9 protein-coding genes and 1 tRNA gene are annotated in these 21,184 nt (G+C 41.4%); 3 read left to right on the forward strand and 7 right to left on the reverse strand.

The features are described from left to right. The 7 genes from M23134_RS30490 to M23134_RS30520 form a co-directional block, all read right to left on the reverse strand. The coding region (locus M23134_RS30490) for an SH3 domain-containing protein (protein WP_002703143.1) at window positions 1–2,549 on the reverse strand (2,549 nt) is incomplete at its 3' end. Next, window positions 2,549–3,643 carry a hypothetical protein gene (locus tag M23134_RS30495; protein WP_002703145.1) on the reverse strand — a complete coding sequence of 365 codons (1,095 nt, stop codon included), beginning with the start codon at window positions 3,641–3,643 and terminating at the stop codon, window positions 2,549–2,551. The genes M23134_RS30490 and M23134_RS30495, both read right to left, overlap by 1 nt. 247 nt (window positions 3,644–3,890) lie before the next feature. Beyond that, a tRNA-Ser gene (locus tag M23134_RS30500) sits at window positions 3,891–3,975 on the reverse strand. Between the two features lie 163 nt (window positions 3,976–4,138). After that, the gene (locus M23134_RS39170) at window positions 4,139–8,011 is read right to left on the reverse strand and encodes a PAS domain-containing protein (RefSeq protein WP_002703146.1); all 3,873 of its coding nucleotides are present in this window, start codon (window positions 8,009–8,011) and stop codon (window positions 4,139–4,141) included. A gap of 119 nt (window positions 8,012–8,130) precedes the next feature. Further along, window positions 8,131–9,132, reverse strand: coding sequence for a DUF6089 family protein (locus tag M23134_RS30510; protein WP_157558726.1), 1,002 nt, complete (start codon window positions 9,130–9,132; stop codon window positions 8,131–8,133). A 244-nt stretch (window positions 9,133–9,376) separates the two neighbouring features. After that, the gene (locus tag M23134_RS30515; RefSeq protein ID WP_002703154.1) at window positions 9,377–14,323 is read right to left on the reverse strand and encodes a T9SS type B sorting domain-containing protein; all 4,947 of its coding nucleotides are present in this window, start codon (window positions 14,321–14,323) and stop codon (window positions 9,377–9,379) included. A gap of 35 nt (window positions 14,324–14,358) precedes the next feature. Beyond that, window positions 14,359–16,902, reverse strand: a complete 2,544-nt coding sequence (locus tag M23134_RS30520) for a TonB-dependent receptor plug domain-containing protein (RefSeq protein ID WP_002703156.1) — start codon at window positions 16,900–16,902, stop codon at window positions 14,359–14,361. 740 nt (window positions 16,903–17,642) lie between these two features. On the opposite strand from M23134_RS30520, the gene M23134_RS30525 reads away from it, so the two are divergent. The 3 genes from M23134_RS30525 to M23134_RS30535 all read left to right on the forward strand — a co-directional run bounded on the left by M23134_RS30525 (window position 17,643) and on the right by M23134_RS30535 (window position 20,949). Beyond that, window positions 17,643–18,641: a hypothetical protein gene (locus M23134_RS30525; RefSeq protein ID WP_002703161.1), complete on the forward strand. Its 999-nt coding sequence runs from the start codon at window positions 17,643–17,645 to the stop codon at window positions 18,639–18,641. A gap of 63 nt (window positions 18,642–18,704) precedes the next feature. Continuing rightward, window positions 18,705–19,811, forward strand: coding sequence for a coiled-coil domain-containing protein (locus M23134_RS30530; RefSeq protein ID WP_002703163.1), 1,107 nt, complete (start codon window positions 18,705–18,707; stop codon window positions 19,809–19,811). Window positions 19,812–20,037: 226 nt separating this feature from the next. Further along, window positions 20,038–20,949, forward strand: a complete 912-nt coding sequence (locus M23134_RS30535; protein WP_002703165.1) for a hypothetical protein — start codon at window positions 20,038–20,040, stop codon at window positions 20,947–20,949. Window positions 20,950–21,184: the final 235 nt, after the last annotated feature.

The raw sequence follows: 21,184 nt of genomic DNA on the forward strand, positions 1-21,184 counted from the left end.
GTTTTTAAACGAGCTTTTTCAAAAGTAGGAGTTTTAGGGAATTTTAGTTTGATTTTGACAAAGTTTTCAAACATAACCCCTTTAATAGCTGCTCCTTGTCTGGGGTCAGCTTTGATTAAGGCGGCAGCAAACTCATCAAACTTTTTAATATCACCAGATATTTTACTAGGTATCAGTTTATTAAAGTATTGAGTGAATTCATTATAAACCTGATTTTTATTGGTTAATAGCACTTTGTTAGAACCCTTAAGGTTTTTTGTTTCATCTGCTCTTTTTATTAAATGTTTTATGAATGTATCAATATCTTTTTCCCTAAGTTTAACCATTTTTATTGCTTCCATAAAGGCTTTTGTTCTGCCTAACTTATCTGATAGCTTTTCAATGTTAATGTGATCAGGAAAACGATTAACTACATCATCTGCTTTTTTAATTAAATTTCCTCGGAATTTCCTTAATACAAACCCCCATATACCACTTTTGTCTAACTCAAGTTTCTCAGCCTTACCCAATTTACTTTTAGCAGCAGTAATTACTACCTTCTTCAAACTCTGAAACTTATTGATAATCGGTACTAGTTTCTCAATTCTGCTCAGGTTTTTCACTAACCCACCGCCAGCACTCAGGATGGCAAGGGCTATTTCAAATACAATTTGCCCTAATACCTGCCCTCTAAAAAACCATTTATCATAAGGGTTAGGGGCATTCCATTTTTTTTCAAAGTCACCCAGTATTTTCCCAAACAGCTTTTGTACGTCATCCCAAGACATACTAAAGAGCTGCTTAAACATCGCATACAGTTCGCCCGTAAAGAGTTGATAAATGAGCTTTACCAAACCTGTAACGGTATCATACGCCCCTTTGAGCAAACCAAAATTAAAGCCCAACAAAAAGCCCGTAGAACCTTTGCCAAACTCAATGGCAAGGTTGTGTATATCGCTGCGTTGGCTTAGTTTACCTGCTTTTTTCAAATCATCGATATACTCAGTAGAAGGCAGCCTTACCGTATGGTCTTGCTTTATTCGGATGGTTTGGTATAGGTCACGGGCGGGTTTCATTGATGGGTCTAACAAATCGCGCCACCAACTGCCCCCTTCTCCAGTGTAATATACCCCAGGGTTGTCTTTGTTGAGGTTGGCAAAAGCTTCGGCAATGGTGCGTAAATCGTCGCCTACTTTGAGGTCATAAGTCGCCCCATATTCTTGTATGAGCAGCTTCTCCAGGGTTTCGCCCTTTTTTACCTCGTGCTTACGTTTGGTAAAAATAGCCTGTGGGTCGGGTATGTTTTGTTTGAGGTAACGTGCCTCTATCCATCCCGTTTGAGTTTTTCCACTATCTTCCACAATTTGTATCAACGCCCAACCTTCGTGCTCTTCGTTGCCATAGCCTATAATGGTTACTTGGGTGCCTTGGGGGTATACTTTGCTCGCAATGCCTTGCTTGAGTTGGTAGTCGTTGTCTTGAGTGTCAGGGGTACTATGAAGCCTGATGCCTTCTTTGGCGTTTACCAAGGCATCAAGCAATGCCACCGAACCTATATATTCGTTGTTGGGGTCAGCTTTGGGTTGCTGGCTCGGAAACACATACTCTATTACCCGTGTGCCCGCAGGGTTTTGAATGACAAAGTTAATCTTCTGTCGGTGTTCATCATCGGTGTATTGTGTCTTATTGAAATAGCTCACGTAGCGTGGGTCGCCTTCCTTGATTTTTTGTTGAATATGGGCATACACATCGCTCGTAGACAAAGGGTGAGTACCTGCACTAAATACGGGTTGTTCTCCGCTAAAATCAGCCGATACTCCAGTATAAATCAAGTACTCAAATTCGGTGTAATGGGTACGTTTGGGGTGAGGTATTTCAAAGGTGATGGGTTCGCCCCCACTGGTAGTTGTGCGCAAAGGAAAGTTTTCCGTAAAACGTGGGTCTTCGGCTTCTTTGCGTCTTTTGATCAAAGTAAATATTTCTTTGGCATCAATGGGTTCGTCGCCTTTGTCTCCCTTGGTAAAGCGCGGTTTTTTGCCGCTAAAATCAGCCGTGATGCCCGTCTCCGTATCATAATACACCTTTGCTGTTTTCTCATTTTCCTTGCCTTCCTTACCTCCCTGGGGCATTTCTGGTACTCGGTGCCCACCTTCGGCAGCTTGTTCGGTGGGTGGTTGTTCTAAGGTAATCGTCCCTTTTTCGGGGTCATAGATATACTTTTGTTGATTGACCATTGCCGGAGCAAACACAAAGCTGTTCTTTGCCTGAACCTTGGGGGGCAGTTCAGGGCGAATGCTTTCGTAGTAGCGTTTCAAAGCCTCCTGAGCTATATCAAACTCGCCCAAAATGTACAAAGTATCTAAGTGAATGAAATGACTCAACTCCTGGAGACTTTCATCGTCAGTTACCAGTTGTCCCAATTGATCAATTTGGGGTAAGTGACTGGTGTCATAACGCTGTTTTTTGAGCTCCAGCTCTTCGGCAATGGTTCTTGTCCTAAACCTACTATTTTGCTCCTGTTCCTGTTCTTGCTGATAGAGCGAGTAATCATACTCTTCGTATTCTGCCATTAGTAGGTAAGTTGAGCGTTATCGGGTAAGGAAGGATTAGGCGATAATAAAGCAGGGATTTGCTCAGGGTGAAAAGCCAAAATGCCACTAAAAAATGGCTCGCCAGGCAGGGCATTGACAACACCAATCAAGCCCTCTTTTACCAAGGTGCTGCGCTCTAGCAAATGTTCCATCAAATGCCCCCGCAAAAAAGTATTTCTACCCGCCATCAAAAACAGGTAGGTTTCGCCTGTAGGAATAAAGCCTTTGAAACCTCGCCCCGATGCTCCGCCCAAATCAGGGTGCAATCGGGCGCGCTCTATCAAAGGCAATAAATAGTCGGGGCGTATTTGGTTGGCAATTGTGAGGGCAAGCAATGCCCTATCTTCTACGCCTAATTGGTGCTGTTCGATAAATTGGGCATAAGGCGACGCTTGGGTATCAAGGGGAGGAGGTGCTACTTGCCGTAAATCTTGTTCGGTGTAAAATTTGAGCCAAAAAGCTGCTTTGTCTTTAAGTTGCAGGTTTTCCCTCACCTTCTTTTTTTGCTCCTCTGTCCAGTGTTCGGTGCCCGTTTTATATTCTTTCCAACTAAAGTCGGGGTGATAGTTAGCAGGGGCATCAATATAGTCTATAGGCAGCCAAGCATCTTTTATCTTGTCCGAAAGGCTTGATACAGGTTTATAATCGCTTTTGACTGTATCGGTAAAGGTGCAATAGTGCTTTACAAACCTAAACCATCCGTCTTTTGCTTCTTTGATTTCTATTTTATCCCAAGGGTGGTCGCCTATGGTAATAAATAAAGGGTGTGGGTCGTCGTCAGGGTGGTAGAGGGTGCCAGGTTCGCTATAGACATAAGCGCCTTGAATATGTATGATTTCGGCTTTATGGGTATAGCTTTCCTTGCGGTCAATGGTGTGCTCAAAATCATGGCGTACAAGGTTAAACTTTAAGGGTTTGTAGTTAGCCCCATTTCTGCCCGATTGGTGTGTGCCAATGTATTCGCTTACCCTGTCTTTGTAGCTTTCATTGCAATACAAAAACTCCCAACGGTAGTTAAAAAGCTCTGCAAGCCAATTCAGCTCTTTGAAAATCTGGTGGATATTGTTGGACATAAGTGTAGGATGAGTTTAGATGGTTGCGCTCTTTTTTGGGTAAGGCAGTAGTTTTAGGAGAAATACTCAAGGGTGCTAAGAAAGGGGGAACACTGCTTCGTGTATTTTTGCTAGGTTAGTTTCTAAAGGTAAAATGTTTATAACTGAACCTGTTAACAAGCATTGGATGGGGAATTTACTAACAAATATTGTAAGCTTTTCTAAAGTGAAAAAGGCTTGTAAATCATTGATTTACAAGCCTTTTGAGCGGAGAGGGAGGGATTCGAACCCCCGGTACCTCGCGGTACAACGGTTTTCAAGACCGCCGCATTCGACCACTCTGCCACCTCTCCATTTCCCGTTTGGGAGTGCAAATATGCATCAAGGTTTATTAATTTACAACACTTGCAGAAAAAAAATATAAAAAAAATGACTGTTTAAAGGTTGATGTGTTTGTAAGTATTTGATTGTGAGTTGTTTATATGCGGCTTGTTTTTTCAAAAAATTATTCTTGCCTTAGCCCATAGGAGGTGCTTCTCCATCTATTTGGATATGACGAATAATTTTGTTGTATAACTCATTAGGACTAAACGGTTTGGTGAGATAATCGTTTACTCCAGACTCAAACGCTCGTTCGCGTTCTTCTACCAGTGCCGAGGCAGTCAGGGCAATGATAGGGGTATTTTTATGGGCAGGCAATAACCTTATTTTACGGGTAGCTTCATAACCATCCATTTCGGGCATTTGTAAATCCATCAATATCAGATCATAATGATTGTTTTTGGCTTGTTCTACAGCTTCTACACCGTTGAGGGCATATTCTATGGTCAGTTGCCAGGTTTTGAGAAACTTAGCCACTACCAATTGATTTATTTTTGTGTCTTCTACCAGCAATATTTTGCCTCCGCTGGCTTTGTTTGATGTAGCAGCATCCACAGTATTTTTATTTTTATCTAATGTAGGCATATACTTATCTAATTTTAAGTCAAAATAAAACTTAGCACCCTTATTTTCTTCACTTTCAAGGTGTATTTGGCTGTCTTGAAGTTCTAGCAGACGTTTTACTATAGCAAGTCCCAAACCTGTTCCTCCAAACTTTCTGATAGTTTCGGGGTTTGCCTGAGTAAATCGATCAAATATAATTTGCTGTTTTTCTTTAGGAATCCCCACCCCAGTATCTTTCACTGTAAACCTTAGTTGTACTTGTCGGTTGTTTTGCGTGATGAGTTGCAGCATAAGTTTCACTTCTCCTTTGAGGGTAAACTTAATCGCATTGTTCATCAGGTTGGTGAGCACTTGGGTAAGCCTTACTGGGTCACCGATTACTTTGTGAGGAATATTTGTATCCGTTGAAAATTTTAGTTGAATGTTTTTTTCTTGCGCAGTAAAAGCAAATGATTTTTGGATACTCTCAATGAGTTCAGGCAGGTCAAACAGTACTTCTTCAAACTCTACCTTTCCTGCATCTATCTTGGTGAAGTCTAAAATATCATTGATCAAAGAGAGTAGTGTTTGTGCCGAAAATTTGAGTATTTTAAGGTTTTCTAGTTGGTCAACTCTAGGCTTATTTTCTAATAAAACGTGGGTCATCCCAATGACTGCATTCATTGGGGTTCTTATTTCGTGGCTCATGGTCGACAAAAACTGTTCTTTGGCAAGAGCTGCTTCTTCGGCTTTTTGTTTGGCAGTGATTAGTTCACGTTCAAAGCGTTTCCGGGCTGTAATATCTAACGAGTATCCCAGGATATAAGGTGCCTTATTTTTTTCAAAAGAGATAAGTTTTTTGCCTACCAGTAGGTCTATGTTTAGGTGTTGCCAGCTAATTTGTTCTTCCCAGGTACCAGGTTTAGTGCCTGCTCTTACCAGCATATCATCCTTTACAAAGGCTTCTGCCAAATATTCAGGAAAAATCTCAGCATCGGTTTTACCCAATATTTCCTTAGTAATTCGATAAGTTTGGCAAGTAGCTTTGTTCAAAAACATCAGACGCCCTTCATCATCCTTAATATAAATATTAATAGGTAATGTATCAAGAATTTGTTCTAGTATTCTTTTTTGATTGGTCAAATCTTCTTCAGCTCTTTTTTGGGTAGTAATGTCCCAATTGATACCAATCATACGCACAGGTTGTGCATGGTCATCAAACACTACCTTGCCAAATCCTTTGATGTGGCGTATGTTGCCATTGGGGTGGCAAACCCTAAATTCTGTATTATATTCAGCTTTGCCTTCACGTGCCAGTAATGAATCAAGGTATACTTGTTTTTTATCATCTGGGTGCAAATGTTTTTCCCAGGCATCATAAGCATTCGGAAAGTCGCCCGGCTTGCAACCATAGAGTTCAAACATTTGTTTGTCCCATACCAAATGATTATTCAACAAATCCCAGTCCCATATGCCCATTTTTGCCGACAGAGTGGCAAGCGACAAGCGTTGTTCGCTTTCGCGGAGTTGCTCCATTGTAGAAAACAACACTTCATTGGTTTGACGAAGTTCTTCATTGGTTGCCTGTAGCTCCTGGTTTTGCATTTCAATCTGAAGGTATTGAAGCTTGACTGTCTCTTCGGCTTTTTTATGATCAGTAATATCCATGCAAATGATCATATATTGAAAAGGGAGCTTTCTGTCGTTCAAAAAGGGGATAATCGTAGTTTTAAGCCAGTATTGCTTCCCACTTTTATGTACATTGTTGGTTTCTCCCTGCCACACCTTGCCCGATTGTACCGTGTTAAGCGCTTCACTCGACAATGCTTGTTTTTTAGGGATAAGTACGTCGTAGTGGCGCCCCGTCAACTCGTGGGTGGCATAACCACTAATGGTAGCAAAATTGTCGTTGGCGTAGGTAATATTGCCTTGAAGGTCTATAGTAGCAACAATGGTAGCCTCATCGAGTGCCATCTTAAAATCAGACAAAGTTTTGTGTGATGATTTTAGTTTATGCTCATCTACTTTGCGTTGAGTGATATTCTGCATTACTCCCAACATCTTCATTACATTACCATACTGATCCCTTTGTACATTACCCTGGCTTTTTACCCAATATATTGTACCGTCTTGCCACACTACCCTGTGCTCCAGCTCATATTTTTTTACTGTATTTACTGAGTGTTGCATCTTTGCCTGTACCATTGCTTGGTCGTCAGGGTGTACCGCTTTCATAAATACTTCGAAAGAAGGTTTTCCCACTTGATGATACAAACCCAATAAATAATTGGTTTGAGGCGACCACAGCATTTCGTTGTTAGTGGGTGTCCACTCCCATATACCTATATTGGCAAAGTTTTGTGCCAGTCTGAACCGTTCCTCATTTGCCTGAAGTTTTTTCTCTGCCTCCATTCTTTCGCTCACATCGCGTGCACTACTTATAGCCCCCTCATATTGTCCGTTTGAGTCAAAAAAGGCATTCGCTACTACTTCGAGCCAAATGTAATGCCCTTGTTTATGACGGGCACGAAACACATACGTGCTATATTTCTGTTGTTTGGCGGTGTTTTCTTGTATCTTTTGTAGCAGCCAATGCGCATCGTCAGGATGAGCAATTTGCGTTAGTTTTATTTTTTTCCGCTCTTGTAGGGTGTACCCTAATATTCGTTCTATCGAAGGACTGGTATAAATAAGTTGATGGTTACGATCAAACCTTTCGATCAGGTCACTGGAGTTTTCAGTGAGAATCTGATAAAGTATTACGTTTTTTTTGAGTTCTTTTTGAGTGTTTTTTAAAGCTTCTTTTTGTTCGGCATTTTTAGACAGCAACAATAAATTTTTGTTGTTGTACTTATGGTGGAGGTTTTGCATAAACTGAAACCCCATCACTAAAAATAAAATGGTAATAAGTATGACCAAGTTCATAAAGGGGACGTGTTTCATCACAGGCAGGGCTTTGTCATAACCTACTCCCATCATAAAATGCACTGGGTCAAACAGCATGAGGCAGGTAATATGCAGTAAAATACAGCACCAGTACAAGGCTTTTTTTTGCAGGTCTATCAATAGCATAGGCAACAGCAAAAAAGCAATGGGTATAAACCTGGGAACAAATTGGTAAGCTATAGGCATGGGTTGCCCGTGCAATACCTTGATAAGTGGTACCTCAAACAGTACAATGACTGGAGGCAGTATAGATAGCAGGGCATGCCCAACGGTGAAGTATTGTTTTTTGTTGAGAAAAACTACCAGAGAAAGCAGCAACGCTTCTAACAAGCTTAGCCATAGGGTAGAGTAAACGTGTAAAAACCATACCCGGCTAAAGGCCACAAACCCAAGCATGGCTATCATCATATAACTCATCTGATTTGATAGAATGATGCGTTTTTGTAGGGTATAGTCCTGTTGATTGTCGACTCCCAAATGGATGAGTTGTTCTAAAAACCTCTTGATTTTGTTTGCCATTACAGCTCTTAAGAGTTGGATGTTATAATAGAGTGAACCAAAACGTTGGATTGCTTGGCTGAATGCTCAAATATACGAAAAAAAGGCGTTGTATGCGGCTTTCCTGTTTTTGCAGGGGTTTAGTTAGGGAGTAGCCGGGGTATTTTGCCAAAATAAGTGCTAATGGTAAGCTGAAAAAGAAAATACCTATCGTTTCCGGCTACTCGCCCCCGGCTTGTACCAGGTTCAAAGCCTTTGAGCGTAGTGTATACACTGCCGTCACTATCGGTATAAGTAACCACCCCCCGGCTGGCAATGAGTTGGTCTAAACCGGGGCGGCTTTCCATAGAACGGTTGGCATATTGGATAGAGAGAGCATTAGGCAGTGCATCTGCCGAAGGGTAAGCTCCTTTGCCCACATCGTCTATATAATCTGTCAGCGTAAACCTTATACCTGCTTGTAACGATACAGTCCAACGTTTGGCAAACCGATAACGCCCCCCAATGCCTATAGGAATGGCAGTAGAAGTCAGCGAGTAGTTAGACGGGACTTGCCCTTCAGTGTGTAGGTTTCGCAGGTTTAAATATGTAACCGAAAAAGCATTGAACGATTGTGGATTGTGTTTGAAAAAGGTAAACCCAGTAAAGATAAAAGCGGCAAATTTGCTCGGTTTTTCGGGTAGCCAGGGAAAAAAATCCCATTCAGCCAATAAGCTTAATTCTTGAATACGGTTGCGAAAATTAAGGTTTTGGGCTTGTTGGTCTAAGTCAGCACTTTCGCTGTCGTTGCCACTGATCGAGCCTATGGCTACGCTTGCCCTGGCCTTGAGCCAAGGGGTAAAATGCAGGTAGAGGCTTGCCCCATAGCTCAGACCAGGCCCCACTTTAAGTTTAGAGTAAACATCTCCTTTGTAATGCATAAACCCGGTAGAAATTCCAATACTAAAATGAGGGCGAAACGGCTTGTTGAGCAAAGCTTTTGCCGACTCTTGGTCAAGCGATTGGTGGGCATACATACCATACACAGGATAGCTTGATAGAGAAGCGGAGGTTTGGCTCACTGGGTGTAAGCCAATGGTTTGCCCATAAGTAGTAGTGATGCTTATCATTGTGCACCACACCAAAATCCATAGTTTTTGCATCAATTTCATCATTAATTGTGTAAGTCAGCGATACTAAAATACTCAATACTTTTGTGAAGTGTTAGTGGTTAGGGCATTTTTGTATGATTAGACAAAAATTGAGTGGTTATGCCAGTACTTGTATTACTTTTATCTAACGAAACCTTGTTTGGGGAGTTGTTGCCTGCTTTGTCCTTTAGTACCGATTGTTTTTATAAAAAATAAAACCCCCTGTTTTTCAACAAGGGGCAAGTGAAAAAATGACTTAGCGTAAAATTTTTAGCCAGCCTTTGTAACGTTTATCTGTTTTTTGGGGGTGTTTTAGATGGTAATAATACATGCCCGATGGAAGACCACCACCACTCCAGTTGTTTTTATAGTTACCCGTTTGGTATACCAGGCTTCCCCAGCGATTGTAAATCTCAAGGGCCCAACCTTTGTTGCTAATCCCTTCTATTACAAATTGATCGTTTTTGCTGTCATTGTTGGGAGTAATAATGTTAGGGATAAACAAATTATCAGTTTCAGGGTCGCATTCACGTACAGTTACCTTCACCCTGTCGCGGAATATACAGCTTGCCATATTTACTTCTAAGAAATAATCACCAGCCTTGGTTACTGTAATCATAGAGGCAGTCGAGCCTGTACTCCAGTGATAGGTAAGCCCATCTACCGGAAGGTTGCCCAAGCCCAGCTCAGTACCAGCACAAATGGTGGTATCACTACCCAGGCTAAGGTAGACACTTGGTAGAAATACAAAAACAGAGTCACGGTTTTTACAGGTGTTTCTGGTGGCATCTACCCAGTACCAACCCGATTTGTTTATCTGTAGGGAATCAGCTGTAGAGCCATTGTTCCATACATAACTCACGCCAGCCTCTTTAGGGCTAACGTGTATGGTATATTTAGTAGCATTACAAACTATAGTATCAGCCCCCAGGCTAATAGAGGGCTGAGGTACATACTCTATATATACCGAGTCGCGTGTATTACAGGTGCCATTGCTTATCTCTACCCAATAAGTGCCTGTTTGAGTGACTTGATAGTAAGGTTGAGTGCTGCCGTCGTGCCATAAATAACGAGTTGCTCCTTGCACAAAAGCATTGAGTAGCACAGTTTGTTGCCCACAGATGACCCGATCTCCTCCTAAACTAAAATCATTGCTGTATACCACTTTTACTGAATCGGTGGTTATACACCCATTGTTGTTTACCTGGACCCAATAAGTGCCTGAGCGAGTGACAGTATAGGTTGCCGATTGACTGCCGTCTTGCCACAAATAATTTACATTGGCTAATGACGAAGTAGCATCCAGGCGAAGGGCTTCGCCTTGACACAAGAAGCGGTCATTGCCCAGGTTTACAGCAGGCGAAGTACCAAACGATACATACACCGAGTCGGTAATTTCAAAACTACAGCTAGAGTTAAAACTTACTTTTACCTTATACCAACCATCTTGGGTTACATGCTTAAACGACTTTGTGCTATTGTCGCCTGCCCAAAGGTAGGTCACCATAGACTGGTCTATGCCAGGGTGAAGCCCTTTTGTTGCGTCTATTACATAGTTGCTTTGGTCACATATTGTCTGATTGGTACCCAAATCAAAAGCCGAAGCATTCAGGTAAGTTACTTTAATATCGTCGGTTACAATACAGCCCCCCACGGCGATAGTAGCGCTATAAGTGCCGGTAGCGTCTACTATAATGTTGCTACCAATCACACCCGTTGACCATACCGTGGCAGGGTTGCCCGATGTGAGCACTAAGGGCTGATTGCCACAAATTACGGTATCTTGCCCCAGGTTTAAGCCGGGTGCGGCTACCAGGTTTACCTTTACTGTATCTCTGCGGCTACAGTTGCCCATCGTAATATCTACCCAATAAGTACCCGCATTTTGGGCAAAGAATATAGGGAGAGTAGAGCCATCTTGCCACCTATAAGTAGCGGGCAAAGGCTGACTTGCATCTAATGCTACGGGTTGATTTTGGCAAACGGTGGTATCTTTTGGAAACTTAATTTCCAGATAGTTGATCGTAATGGTATCATATACCGGGCAATCTCCCTGACGAACCTCTACCCAATATACCCCACTTGTGTCGGCGGTGAGGGTAGGGGTAGTGTTGCCATTGCTCCATAAATAGCGAATGTCTGTACCTGTTACTCCTGTACTTAGCACCAAGGGTTGGGTGGGGTCGCACAAAGTAGTGTCATTGCCCAGGTCAATGGTTGGTTTGGGTACCATCGTAATGTTTACTGTGTCGGTCAAGGTACACCCCTGGTAAGTCATGGTGGCAATGATTTGCCCGCCAGGAGGCAATACCCTGATAGAGTCTCCTGTCTGTAGGGTGTTCCAGCTATAAGTAGCCCCTGAAATAACTGTTTGCGGGCTTACATACACTATAGCATCGTCACATACGGTTCTATCTCTGCCCAAGTCAAGGCTAGGAATCGTTACCTGGATAGACTTCATAGTTTTACAAGTATCATTAGACACCGTCACAGTATATACACCAGAGGTTTTTATTTCAATAAAAGAAGTATTAACCCCAGTGTTCCATTCATAAGTGTATTTTTTGCCAGCAACAAAAGCATCGACAATAAAAGGTTTGCCACTACATACTACAGTGTCTTTGCCAATATCTACTATGGGAGCATTGCTAAAGTCTAAAAAGGTAGAATCGGTCTGTACACAACCTTTATAACTAGCGGTTACCTTATACCACCCTTTTTGTTTGACTACAATTACTGAGTCAGTACTGCCATTGCTCCAGGCATAAGTAGCTCCTGGCAAACCCACATAGGCATCAAGCCTGGTAACGCTGTCTGCTGCACACGAAAATAAGGTGTCAGGCAGGTCTATAGGGCGTACAATGTTTACATCTATCGAGTCTCGCCTTTTGCATTTGCCTTTGGTAATATCTACCCAATAAGTCCCTGTATTTTGAATAAGGTTATAAGCGGTAGTATCGCCTGTAGACCAAAGATAAGTAACCGTAGTATCAGATTGTGAGGCGTCTAAAAAGACCATGTTTTGTGGGGGACATATTGTCGTATCCGGTGGAAACCCCGAACTGGGTGGTACTACGACTTCTACTTTTACCGAAGCAGTGGCAGTACAGCCTGCTCTTGAGGCAGTCAGCGTGTAACGACCAGTGGTTTTGGCAACAAATATAGAGTCGGTAGAGCCATCGTGCCATAAGTAAGACTCCCAGGGACCATTTGCTCTGAGTATAACAGAGTCTCCCGGACAAATTTGTTGGTCGGGACCAAGCGTCAAAAAGTCACCCAAAAACCAAACCGTGTCTGTAGTAGCGCAAGGTTCTTCTCCTATGGTTAGTGCCACAAAATTATCGGTTGGCTTTACAAAGTAATAACATTTGTCTGAGCCATCGTGCCATTTGTACTTGTCGCGGTGGGGACTAAACTGAAATTGACAGGCTTGATAAAAAGTGGGTATTTTATCACCATTGCAAGTATTGATATTAGGTCCTAAATCAAATTTGGGAGCATCATAAATGGTGATAAATCTTTTATAGGTATTTCTATAGCCCGATTTGTATACTACCCGAACCGAAACTTCATAAGTGCCAGGTTGGTGATATTTATGTTTAGGGTTTACCAAAGTAGAAGTGTTGTGTACACCAGAGGTAGGGTCACCAAAATCCCAAACAATAGATTGGACAAAGTTTGAGTCTGCAACTATAAACTTGGTTGAATCGCTATTGATACATAACGGATAGGCGGTGATAGCAGCACAGTCATTTACAAGAATACTTCTGATGGCTACTAGTAGTTCTTTGCCAAAACATTTGCGGTATAACTTTACCGTATATACTCCCGGAAACTGATAGGCATGGAAGGCAGGGTTTTTAATGCTTGCATTGCCCAGTGAATCTTTGCGGGGGTCACCAAAATCCCAGCGAACATCATCACTAATAAGCCCACTATACCCTTCTATAGTGGTTTCTTTGCCATTAAACTGAATGCTTGAGTTGATACAAAGAGATCGGGGAGGATCTTCTATGTCGACCTGAGGAATTTCTATCTTGCTAATGCCCATGTCGCATTCGCAAATAAACTGAGGAATATTGGGTAAGCCAAACCTGCTTTTCTTGCCACCCAAACTCACAATATTATCCTGATACACCCCAAACTCATTGATGGCTCCCAAAAAGCCCGAATTATTTTTTGCGACATATATTTTTCGGTCAGGTCCCATCATCAAAGCCCCAAAACTATTGTTTTCGCCCAAGGTGCCATAGGTGTTGCTGGTGGCTATGCGCAATACAGCGGTAGGATTGAAGGGTGTTTTGCTCAAGTCAATTCTAAACAGGTTGCCACCGTGCCAGCCCGACACAAATAAATACTTGGCAGTGGTAGAAAACTCTACCCCATACGCATTGGGTATTTTGTAAGTTCGTTCATGGCGAGTTACTCGTCCATTGCTATTGTTAAAGTTAAATACTTCTACCCGGTCGTTGGTAGTAGCAGTAGCACAGTTAGTAATGGCTACAGCCAACTTGTTGCAACGTACCTTCATATAACCTATGCTGCCACAAGTACCCACATGTTTAGAACCTACCACACTTATGATAGGGTTGGCAGTATTTATTCCAGTAGAGTCAAGCGCAAAAGCAAAAAAACGATCACTATTGGCCTCGTGAGCCATTACCCAATAATCGTCCCCGTTGTTGTTGAGGGTAGCAGTGACTCGTTCGGTCATATTAGACCGCATAAGCACATTTTTTTGAATCACTTCTCCTAAACCATTATGGCGACTCATATCCACTACCGAGTAAAACATGTCATTGCCCGAAACCCCCTGTGCTATAGTAAAAACATAGTATATGTGGGTGGTTTTAGGCTTAGGTAAAATCATTACCGACTGAGATGCACTGTTATTTCCTTTTAAGTCGGCACCATTGGTCATTACCTGGTGCAACTTGTTCCACACCTGTAGTCCATCAGTATAAAACTGTAAATTTCCAGCAGAATCTGCAATACTTGAGCAAGCTTCTATACTTTGCACTGCTCCATCCAGGCGTAGGGTTAGCCCTGAATAATCAGTGCTGTTTTTCTTGTCGAAACTAAACCCTGCGTTTTGCCCAAAATACCATACACTATATGGAGCGGGCTCTACCTGGGCATGTGTTCGAAAAACACAGCACACCAGCAGGCACAAGACGATGAGATAATTATGTAATGTTTTCATTTTTATGATAGGGAATGTAGCGTAATTGAAAGTGTTTATAGGGTTAGGTTAAGTTTGAGACCAAATACTAAAGGTTCTTCTATAAATTTAAGCCTTTGGGGAGAGTAGATAAAACTTACCACTTTATCTACAGCAACACCAAATTGTGCAAGTTGTGGGTCGGCTTCGTGTGCCTGTAGCCCATCATCATAGGTGTATCGGCGCCCCTTGTTGTTGCTCCACAAATTGAGCACATAGGCTGAAATAACAATGTTGTCACTAATTTTTAAAGAAGCCGATATATCCAGCCTTGCATCCATATTATAAGGGTTTTGTTGCAAAAAGACCTGCTTAAGTGCCCTGATTTCTTCCAGTTCCTGGGGTGACTCAGCCACGGTTTCAAGCTCATCAAATGCTGGATACACCCTTTCGTTAAGGTCTTTTTGAGCATAGGCATAGTCCCACATGGCTCTAAAATTAGCCTGTACAGTGGCGCGGTTGTTAAAGAACTTATACCTTATCCATAGCTTAGCTATTTGGTTGGGGTTATTATTAAAAAAAGTGGTTTGTACATGCAGCGAGTCTGCGTAATTTCCTGGAAAATAAGTAGGTGCTTCAATAGGCATTACTTTAGAGTAGTTGGCGCCTATGTTAAAGCTTTTAGAGGTATAATTTGCTTCCAGTTCTATGCCTCGGTAGGTGGTTTTACCTATTGGTCTAAAATATTGCAGGTTTTGTCTGGTATGCAGGTTAGAGAGCTCTACCTGGTTTTGGTAGGCTTGCACCGCAAAACGCCAATGGTAGGTAGGCGTAAACTGATAGTTGAACGATACGCCATCAAACCGCTCAGGTGAAGCCAGGTTGTCATAACTATAGGTGGCATACAGTTGCTCTTCGGTTCCCAGGCGGTGGGCAATTTGGCGGCTCAACTGTAGCGAGTGTTGATGATTAATCGGAAAACTCAAGGCAAAGCGATGATTCCAGGCAGTTTTGCTATAGGCGTGGTTAGTCAAGCGTGACATAGCCGTAAAGTTAACCCATTTGGCAGGCGAAAGACTTAATTCAGAAAATGCCTCAGTTTGGTAACTATACCAGCCATTGCCTATAAACCCCTCAGAAAAAGTGGAAGGGGTAAAGCCGCCTTGCTGTGCAGAAAACCCTATCACTTTAGACTTGTTTGAGTTTACAAAAGCCCCTTCTTCGCCTACTCTGAGTTCATTGGCAAAATCTCCCCAACCTATGCCAATGGTACGGTGCGTATATTCAGTACCCAAGGTGATTTGTCCAATCGGGAAAGCATAGGTACCACTTAGCCTCAAGTTGAGCGTGGTTTCACTAAAGTTATGTTTTTTGTAGATAGGGTCGTCAATATCGCTCAATCGTTTCCGGGTGTTTTCAGGCACTGTAGTGTTAAATGTAAACATTGTATCCCGACGATTTTCATAATCCTGGGTGTTCCAGCTTACCTGTGAGTTTATGATGTAACCTTTGTTCGACGAGGAGTCTATATAGTTCCATTGTCGCCCCAACGATACCGTAAATTGTCGGGTTTGGAAGGCCTTCAGGTTCACCAATTCATTGGCGTACTCGCGTGAATAAGCATACACTGGGAAACCGTTGACATCGGTAGTGACTGAGTCTATCACCATACCGGTTTGTTGCAATGTTTGGGTGGCGGTGCCCCCTACTGTACCTCCAGCAGAAGTATACCTAAGCCTTAGGTTCCATTTTTTTCTAAACCTCAAGTGAGCCGCCAGTTTCAGTTGTGGGGCATTATTATAATCATTATAAAAAGCTAAAGGCGTTTTGTCAAATGGCGCTACTCTAAAGTCTTGCCCAAGGTAACCAAACTCAATATGCTCACCATTCAGGTTGTTGGAAAAAGCCTTGGGCGAATATCCGGCAGTTTTGCGCCAGCTGCCAAAAAAACTAAAGTCTAAATCATCGTTAGATACGCGGTGACTAAAGTTACCCCCCATGCTATTATAACTGCTCATAAATGCACCATTGATGTTTGTTTGTTTTTTGCTGCCATTGGCTGCTTTGGTGCTAATAAGAATGACCCCTGCTACAGCACCAGTGCCATAACGTGCCGCTGCTGCACCTCGAATGACCTCTATTTGGGCTATATCGTCCAAGTCCCAGTTTTCGAGTTCATTCATGGCTCCACTGTGGGTTTGCTGATTTACGTTTACCCCGTCTACCAATACCTGATAGCGTAAATTGCGCGATGCTATCCAGCCTTGCATGCCTATTACCTTGCCGCTTTCAGCGTTGAGCCAGTAAGCGCCTGGAACATACACTTCCAGCAAGTCTAACAAGTTGCGAGCAGGAGCAAGGGCTATGTCTTCAGCTGTAATGATGGTGGCGCCTAAGGAGGTGCTGCTTTTCTGAAAACCAAACGTGTGACGGTTGTTACGGTTTCGGCTCCACTTTTTCCACATGTTACTGTTAGGCAACACATATTTTGGTGGTGTGTAGGTAGTACTTTTATTATTTAAAAAATCTTCTTCATTGCAATCCTTTAACTCAGTGATAGTTTGCGCAAAACCGGTGGCTGTTATAAAAATCAACCCTACAATGCCTAATACTTTCTTCATTATGTATGCGATTATTTATGGATAGTTTTAAAGTGGTAATGTCATGAAATTTCCTTTTCATGAATACCTAAATTTTGCCCGATGTTGGACATTTTACAGAAGATATTTTTGTTTTTGCCTGTTTTTGATGAGTTCCAATGGTGTTTCGGGGGCGTAAAATGAGTGCTCAAAGGTTGTTTTGGGGTGATCATGTTTGAAGTATACTATTTTTTATGACCTGATATTAAAATGTTGAAGCGGCAAATTAAGGCATAAAGGGGATAAATGCTTGGACATATATTGAAAATAGTGAACTATATCAGTAGTTCAGGCTTGGTGATAAAGGTATCTGTGTTTTAACCGAATGGATTTATTTCAATATCAAAAGATTTGATATTGAAATAGTAGTTTTCAGCCAGTGAATTTATGTGAGTTTCTCCAGGATGGAGATGCCATTTGCGAGCGTATTTGCTTCTTTTTTGTTGTTGAAAGGAGGATAAATAAAGATGCTAATTTTATGATCATTAGTAAGTTTTTGAGAGATGTTTTTTGCAATAAATATTAAAAATATTTTAAACCTGTATGGGTATATAATTAATTGATAGTCAGATTTTTAATCTTTGTGTTTTTAACAAAAAAAACGATTCAAACATCTGCCAATATTACCTTAGCTTTACCTCTGTTATCTTCGTATATTTGTATATACACAATGAGTTAATCATTCATCAATTACTTCATTTTACTAATTTAAAAATAACCGTATGAATAACACGATTCAGTCAAAAGAAGAGGTAATGCGTTCTTTTGAAAATTTACTGGCAGAGCGTAAAGCATTGATGGCAAAAATTGTCACAAAGGAAGAAGCTGCCAAAAAAGAGGAAAACAAAGAGTTGGTAGCTGTAGCATCCAATTATACCTCAAATGCCATTGTTACCGGGTTGGCAGAACTCCAGTTGTCATTGGGTACTTCGGTAGAGAGTTTGGCATTACAACTCCAACATGAACTGACCAAACTAGAAGAACTGAAAGCTGCCATTAAGGTTGAGAAAGAAACCCTTAAAAATGTAAAAGATACCAAGGTAGCCGCTGATGCTTTGCACATTTTAAAGCAAGAGCAAGAGGCACAAAGTAAAGCCTTTGAGGAAAACTCTGCTTTACAATACAAAAAACTGGAAGAGGACATTACAGAGCAAAACTACCTTTGGGAAAAAGAGCAAAGAGTGTTTGAGTTGTCGGTAAAGGAGTATGCCGAAAGCTTGGAAAAAGCGCGACAAAAAGAGTTGGCAGATTATGACTATGAGTTGGAGCGAACCTATAAAATTGAAGCAGATGAATTTGCCGATACCAAAAAGTACCTTGAGAGAGATTTGACTGCACGACAAAAAGAAAAAGATAAAGACTGGGCAAGTCGCCGCAAGGTATTGAAAGAAAACGAAGGTAAACTTCAGAAGTATAAACAAAGGGTGGATAATTTTGAAACCGAATTGAAAGAAGAAGTAAATAAAGCGCGTGAAACTGCCATCAAAGAAGCTTCTCGCAAAGCAAAAGTTGCCGCAGCACTGAAAGCAAAAGAAGCCGAAGGAAGCAAAAAAGTGTATGAAATGCAGGTTCAATCTCTGGAAAATACGATTGAGAAAAACAAGGAGCAAATAGAAAAGCTGGCGGCTGAATTGAAAGAAGCCTTGACTCAAGTACAAAGTTTATCTTTGACTGCATTAGAAAATACCGTGAAAAATGGTAAAAACAAATCAAATGCTTAATAGCCAGTGATTTGTGAAATTAAATTTGACCAATTAATAAACTTTCTAAAAAATAAATAACACATGGCAACTATTAATTCTAAGAGCACTAAAGCACAAATATTACAGGCTTACAAAGACCTGCAAAAACAAAAGCAAGAAGTAGAAAAAAAATTGCGCAGTTCTGAGCAGGAAGTGACCAAACTTAAAAAACAGCCTCCCGTAGCTTCTGCTCCATCAACCAAACCCATGGTGAAGGAAAAAACTGTGGTAAAGGTGGTGGGTGACTCTGCCAAAGTGGAAAACATCGAAGGGATTATCCTAAACCTTGAAAATATTGAAAAAGGTTTGGGAAAAGCAATGAGCGAAGTATCTAATAAATTGACGGTAGAGGCGGAGATGTTGACTGAGTTAACTGAAGATATCAACGAGGAAAAAGAGGATTTAGCGAAGTTGTACGACTTAAAAGTTGAAAACGGTATTTTAGATGAATTGGTGAATGATTATGAAGCATCGAAAGAAACTTTTGAGGAAGAATCGGACAAGAGACGCAAAGAGTTTGAAGAAGATATTGCCGAAAAACGCAAATATTGGGACAAAGAACAAGATTTGTACTACCAGAAAACAGCTGAAAGAGATGAGGAAAACCGAAAGCGACAAGAAAGAGAGCGCGAAGAACACGAGTATAGCCTTGAGCTTGAGCGAAGCTTGAAAGATGACGAGTATGAACAAAGAAAAAAGGCATTGCAACTTGAGCTCGATGAATTACGCGAGGCAAAAGAAACTGCCTGGGCTGCTGATGAAAAAATGCTTGCTGAACTTGAAAAAGAGTTCAATGATTATAAAACTAAGTTTGAGGAAATTCCTGAAAAACTGGACAAAGCGGTCAAAAGGGCAGAGGCTGAGGGCAAGGCAGTGATTGAGCGCGATGCCAAAGAAAAAGCAGAACTGCTTGAGAAAGAGGTAGAAAGCGAGAAACAAATATTTGAGCTTACCATTGAATCTTTAGATAATACCATTCAAAGTCAAAACTCACGCATCACAAGTCTATCCAAACAACTTGAAAATGCTTTACAACAAGCACAGGATTTGGCGGTTAAAGCAATTGAAGGCTCGTCAAACAGCGAATCGTTCAATGCCATTCGGGAAATTGCTCTCGAACAAGCCAAAACCCAGACTAAATCTAAGTAGTGTTATTTTTATTTAGTAAGTTCACGAAAAACTGTACTGTCTCGATACGGCACAGTTTTTTTTGTGCGCTCAAAATAAGGTTTCCCCTGTCTTGTGGATGCTTTGTGGTGAATAGACTATTTAGATTATTTGTTTTTTGTAATATTATTGGCTAATAATAGGCAAAATATCAAGCGATACTTTTAGTATCTTTCGGTGCTATACAAAAAAACAGATAAATGTTGTTATGAATCGTGAAAAAAATAAAGTAGTAAAACCGGTTAAAATATCAGAAAGGCTTGTATACTTTGTGATTATTATAGGCTTGGTTGGTTTTGCTGTGTACCAAACTACCAAATCGTCGACACTGAAGCAAGAAAATAATATTGCCTTGCAAAAAAACGAGGTTTTAAACCGTTATACCCTTTCGCTTGATCAAATTATTAAAGAAAAAGAAGGCAGGCTGGGGCAGCTTCGCCAAGCCGATACCCAACAAAAGCTGCAAATTCAGGAGCAAATAGAGCAACTAAAGCAAAAGAAAAGAGAAATACAAGAACTGAAAAAAGCCCGCCAGGTAGATTTTCAAAAACTTATTAAAATCTCTGCCGACCTGGAGCAAATGCATCAAAAAGATGAAGCACTGCTTGCGCGTTTGGCATCTCTTAAAGAGAATACAAAGCAAAAAAAACCACTAGTAAATCGTCCAAACCTTCCAAATCGTCAAGAACATAAGGACTTACAAGCTGAGTATGGGAAGTTAAAAGCAGCACTTGAGCAAGCACTTAAAGAAAACACTGAGCTTAGTGGGCAGTTGTTCGCCACCCATTTTGTAGTTACCCCTGGCGAAATCAAAAAAGGTCACTTTAGCCCTTCTACCCGTGCTCGTCGTACTACACACCTTAAAGTAGGGTTTACGCTTACTCGTTCGCTTAAGTCAGGCGAGTCTATTGTACTTGATCTGTATAACGATGGAGAGGTGTTGCCAGTGATGCAGGTATACAGTAATGAGTTGAAAGTATTGTCAGGCAACCGAGTAACCATGAATGTGGTACGGGTAGGTGGTAAACCTTTCAGGAAGGGCAACAATGTATTGAATATTTACCGAATGCATGAGGGAGTAAAAAGCAAGATAGGGAGCCATGTGGTGTACTTACGGTAACTTGTTCATAATATGGCTGTTACACCTGCTAATAGTCCATAGTATTTAGTCGACAGCCCCTGCAGCCCCAAGCTTTTAGCGACAAGCTTCAAGTTGCGCCCTGTGAGTGCTATGGAGTATTCAAGAGTCAAGATTTTGATGAGGTGGTCTCACCATTTAAACGTTGCCAGGTTTTATGAAAGAAAAACGTTTTTAAAAACTCATACCTTCCAGATTTCAGAAGTCTGGAAGGTAG

This window comes from Microscilla marina ATCC 23134 (assembly GCF_000169175.1).
In the GTDB taxonomy this organism is placed as follows: Bacteria; Bacteroidota; Bacteroidia; order Cytophagales; family Microscillaceae; genus Microscilla; species Microscilla marina.

What these genes read in the sequence shown, in the direction of transcription:
- M23134_RS30495 (WP_002703145.1), bottom strand. Translation starts at nt 3,643, where the DNA reads ATGTCCAACAATATCCACCAGATTTTCAAAGAGCTGAATTGGCTTGCA.
- M23134_RS39170 (WP_002703146.1), bottom strand. Translation starts at nt 8,011, where the DNA reads ATGGCAAACAAAATCAAGAGGTTTTTAGAACAACTCATCCATTTGGGA.
- M23134_RS30510 (WP_157558726.1), bottom strand. Translation starts at nt 9,132, where the DNA reads ATGCAAAAACTATGGATTTTGGTGTGGTGCACAATGATAAGCATCACT.
- M23134_RS30515 (WP_002703154.1), bottom strand. Translation starts at nt 14,323, where the DNA reads ATGAAAACATTACATAATTATCTCATCGTCTTGTGCCTGCTGGTGTGC.
- M23134_RS30520 (WP_002703156.1), bottom strand. Translation starts at nt 16,902, where the DNA reads ATGAAGAAAGTATTAGGCATTGTAGGGTTGATTTTTATAACAGCCACC.
- M23134_RS30525 (WP_002703161.1), top strand. Translation starts at nt 17,643, where the DNA reads ATGAATAACACGATTCAGTCAAAAGAAGAGGTAATGCGTTCTTTTGAA.
- M23134_RS30530 (WP_002703163.1), top strand. Translation starts at nt 18,705, where the DNA reads ATGGCAACTATTAATTCTAAGAGCACTAAAGCACAAATATTACAGGCT.
- M23134_RS30535 (WP_002703165.1), top strand. Translation starts at nt 20,038, where the DNA reads ATGAATCGTGAAAAAAATAAAGTAGTAAAACCGGTTAAAATATCAGAA.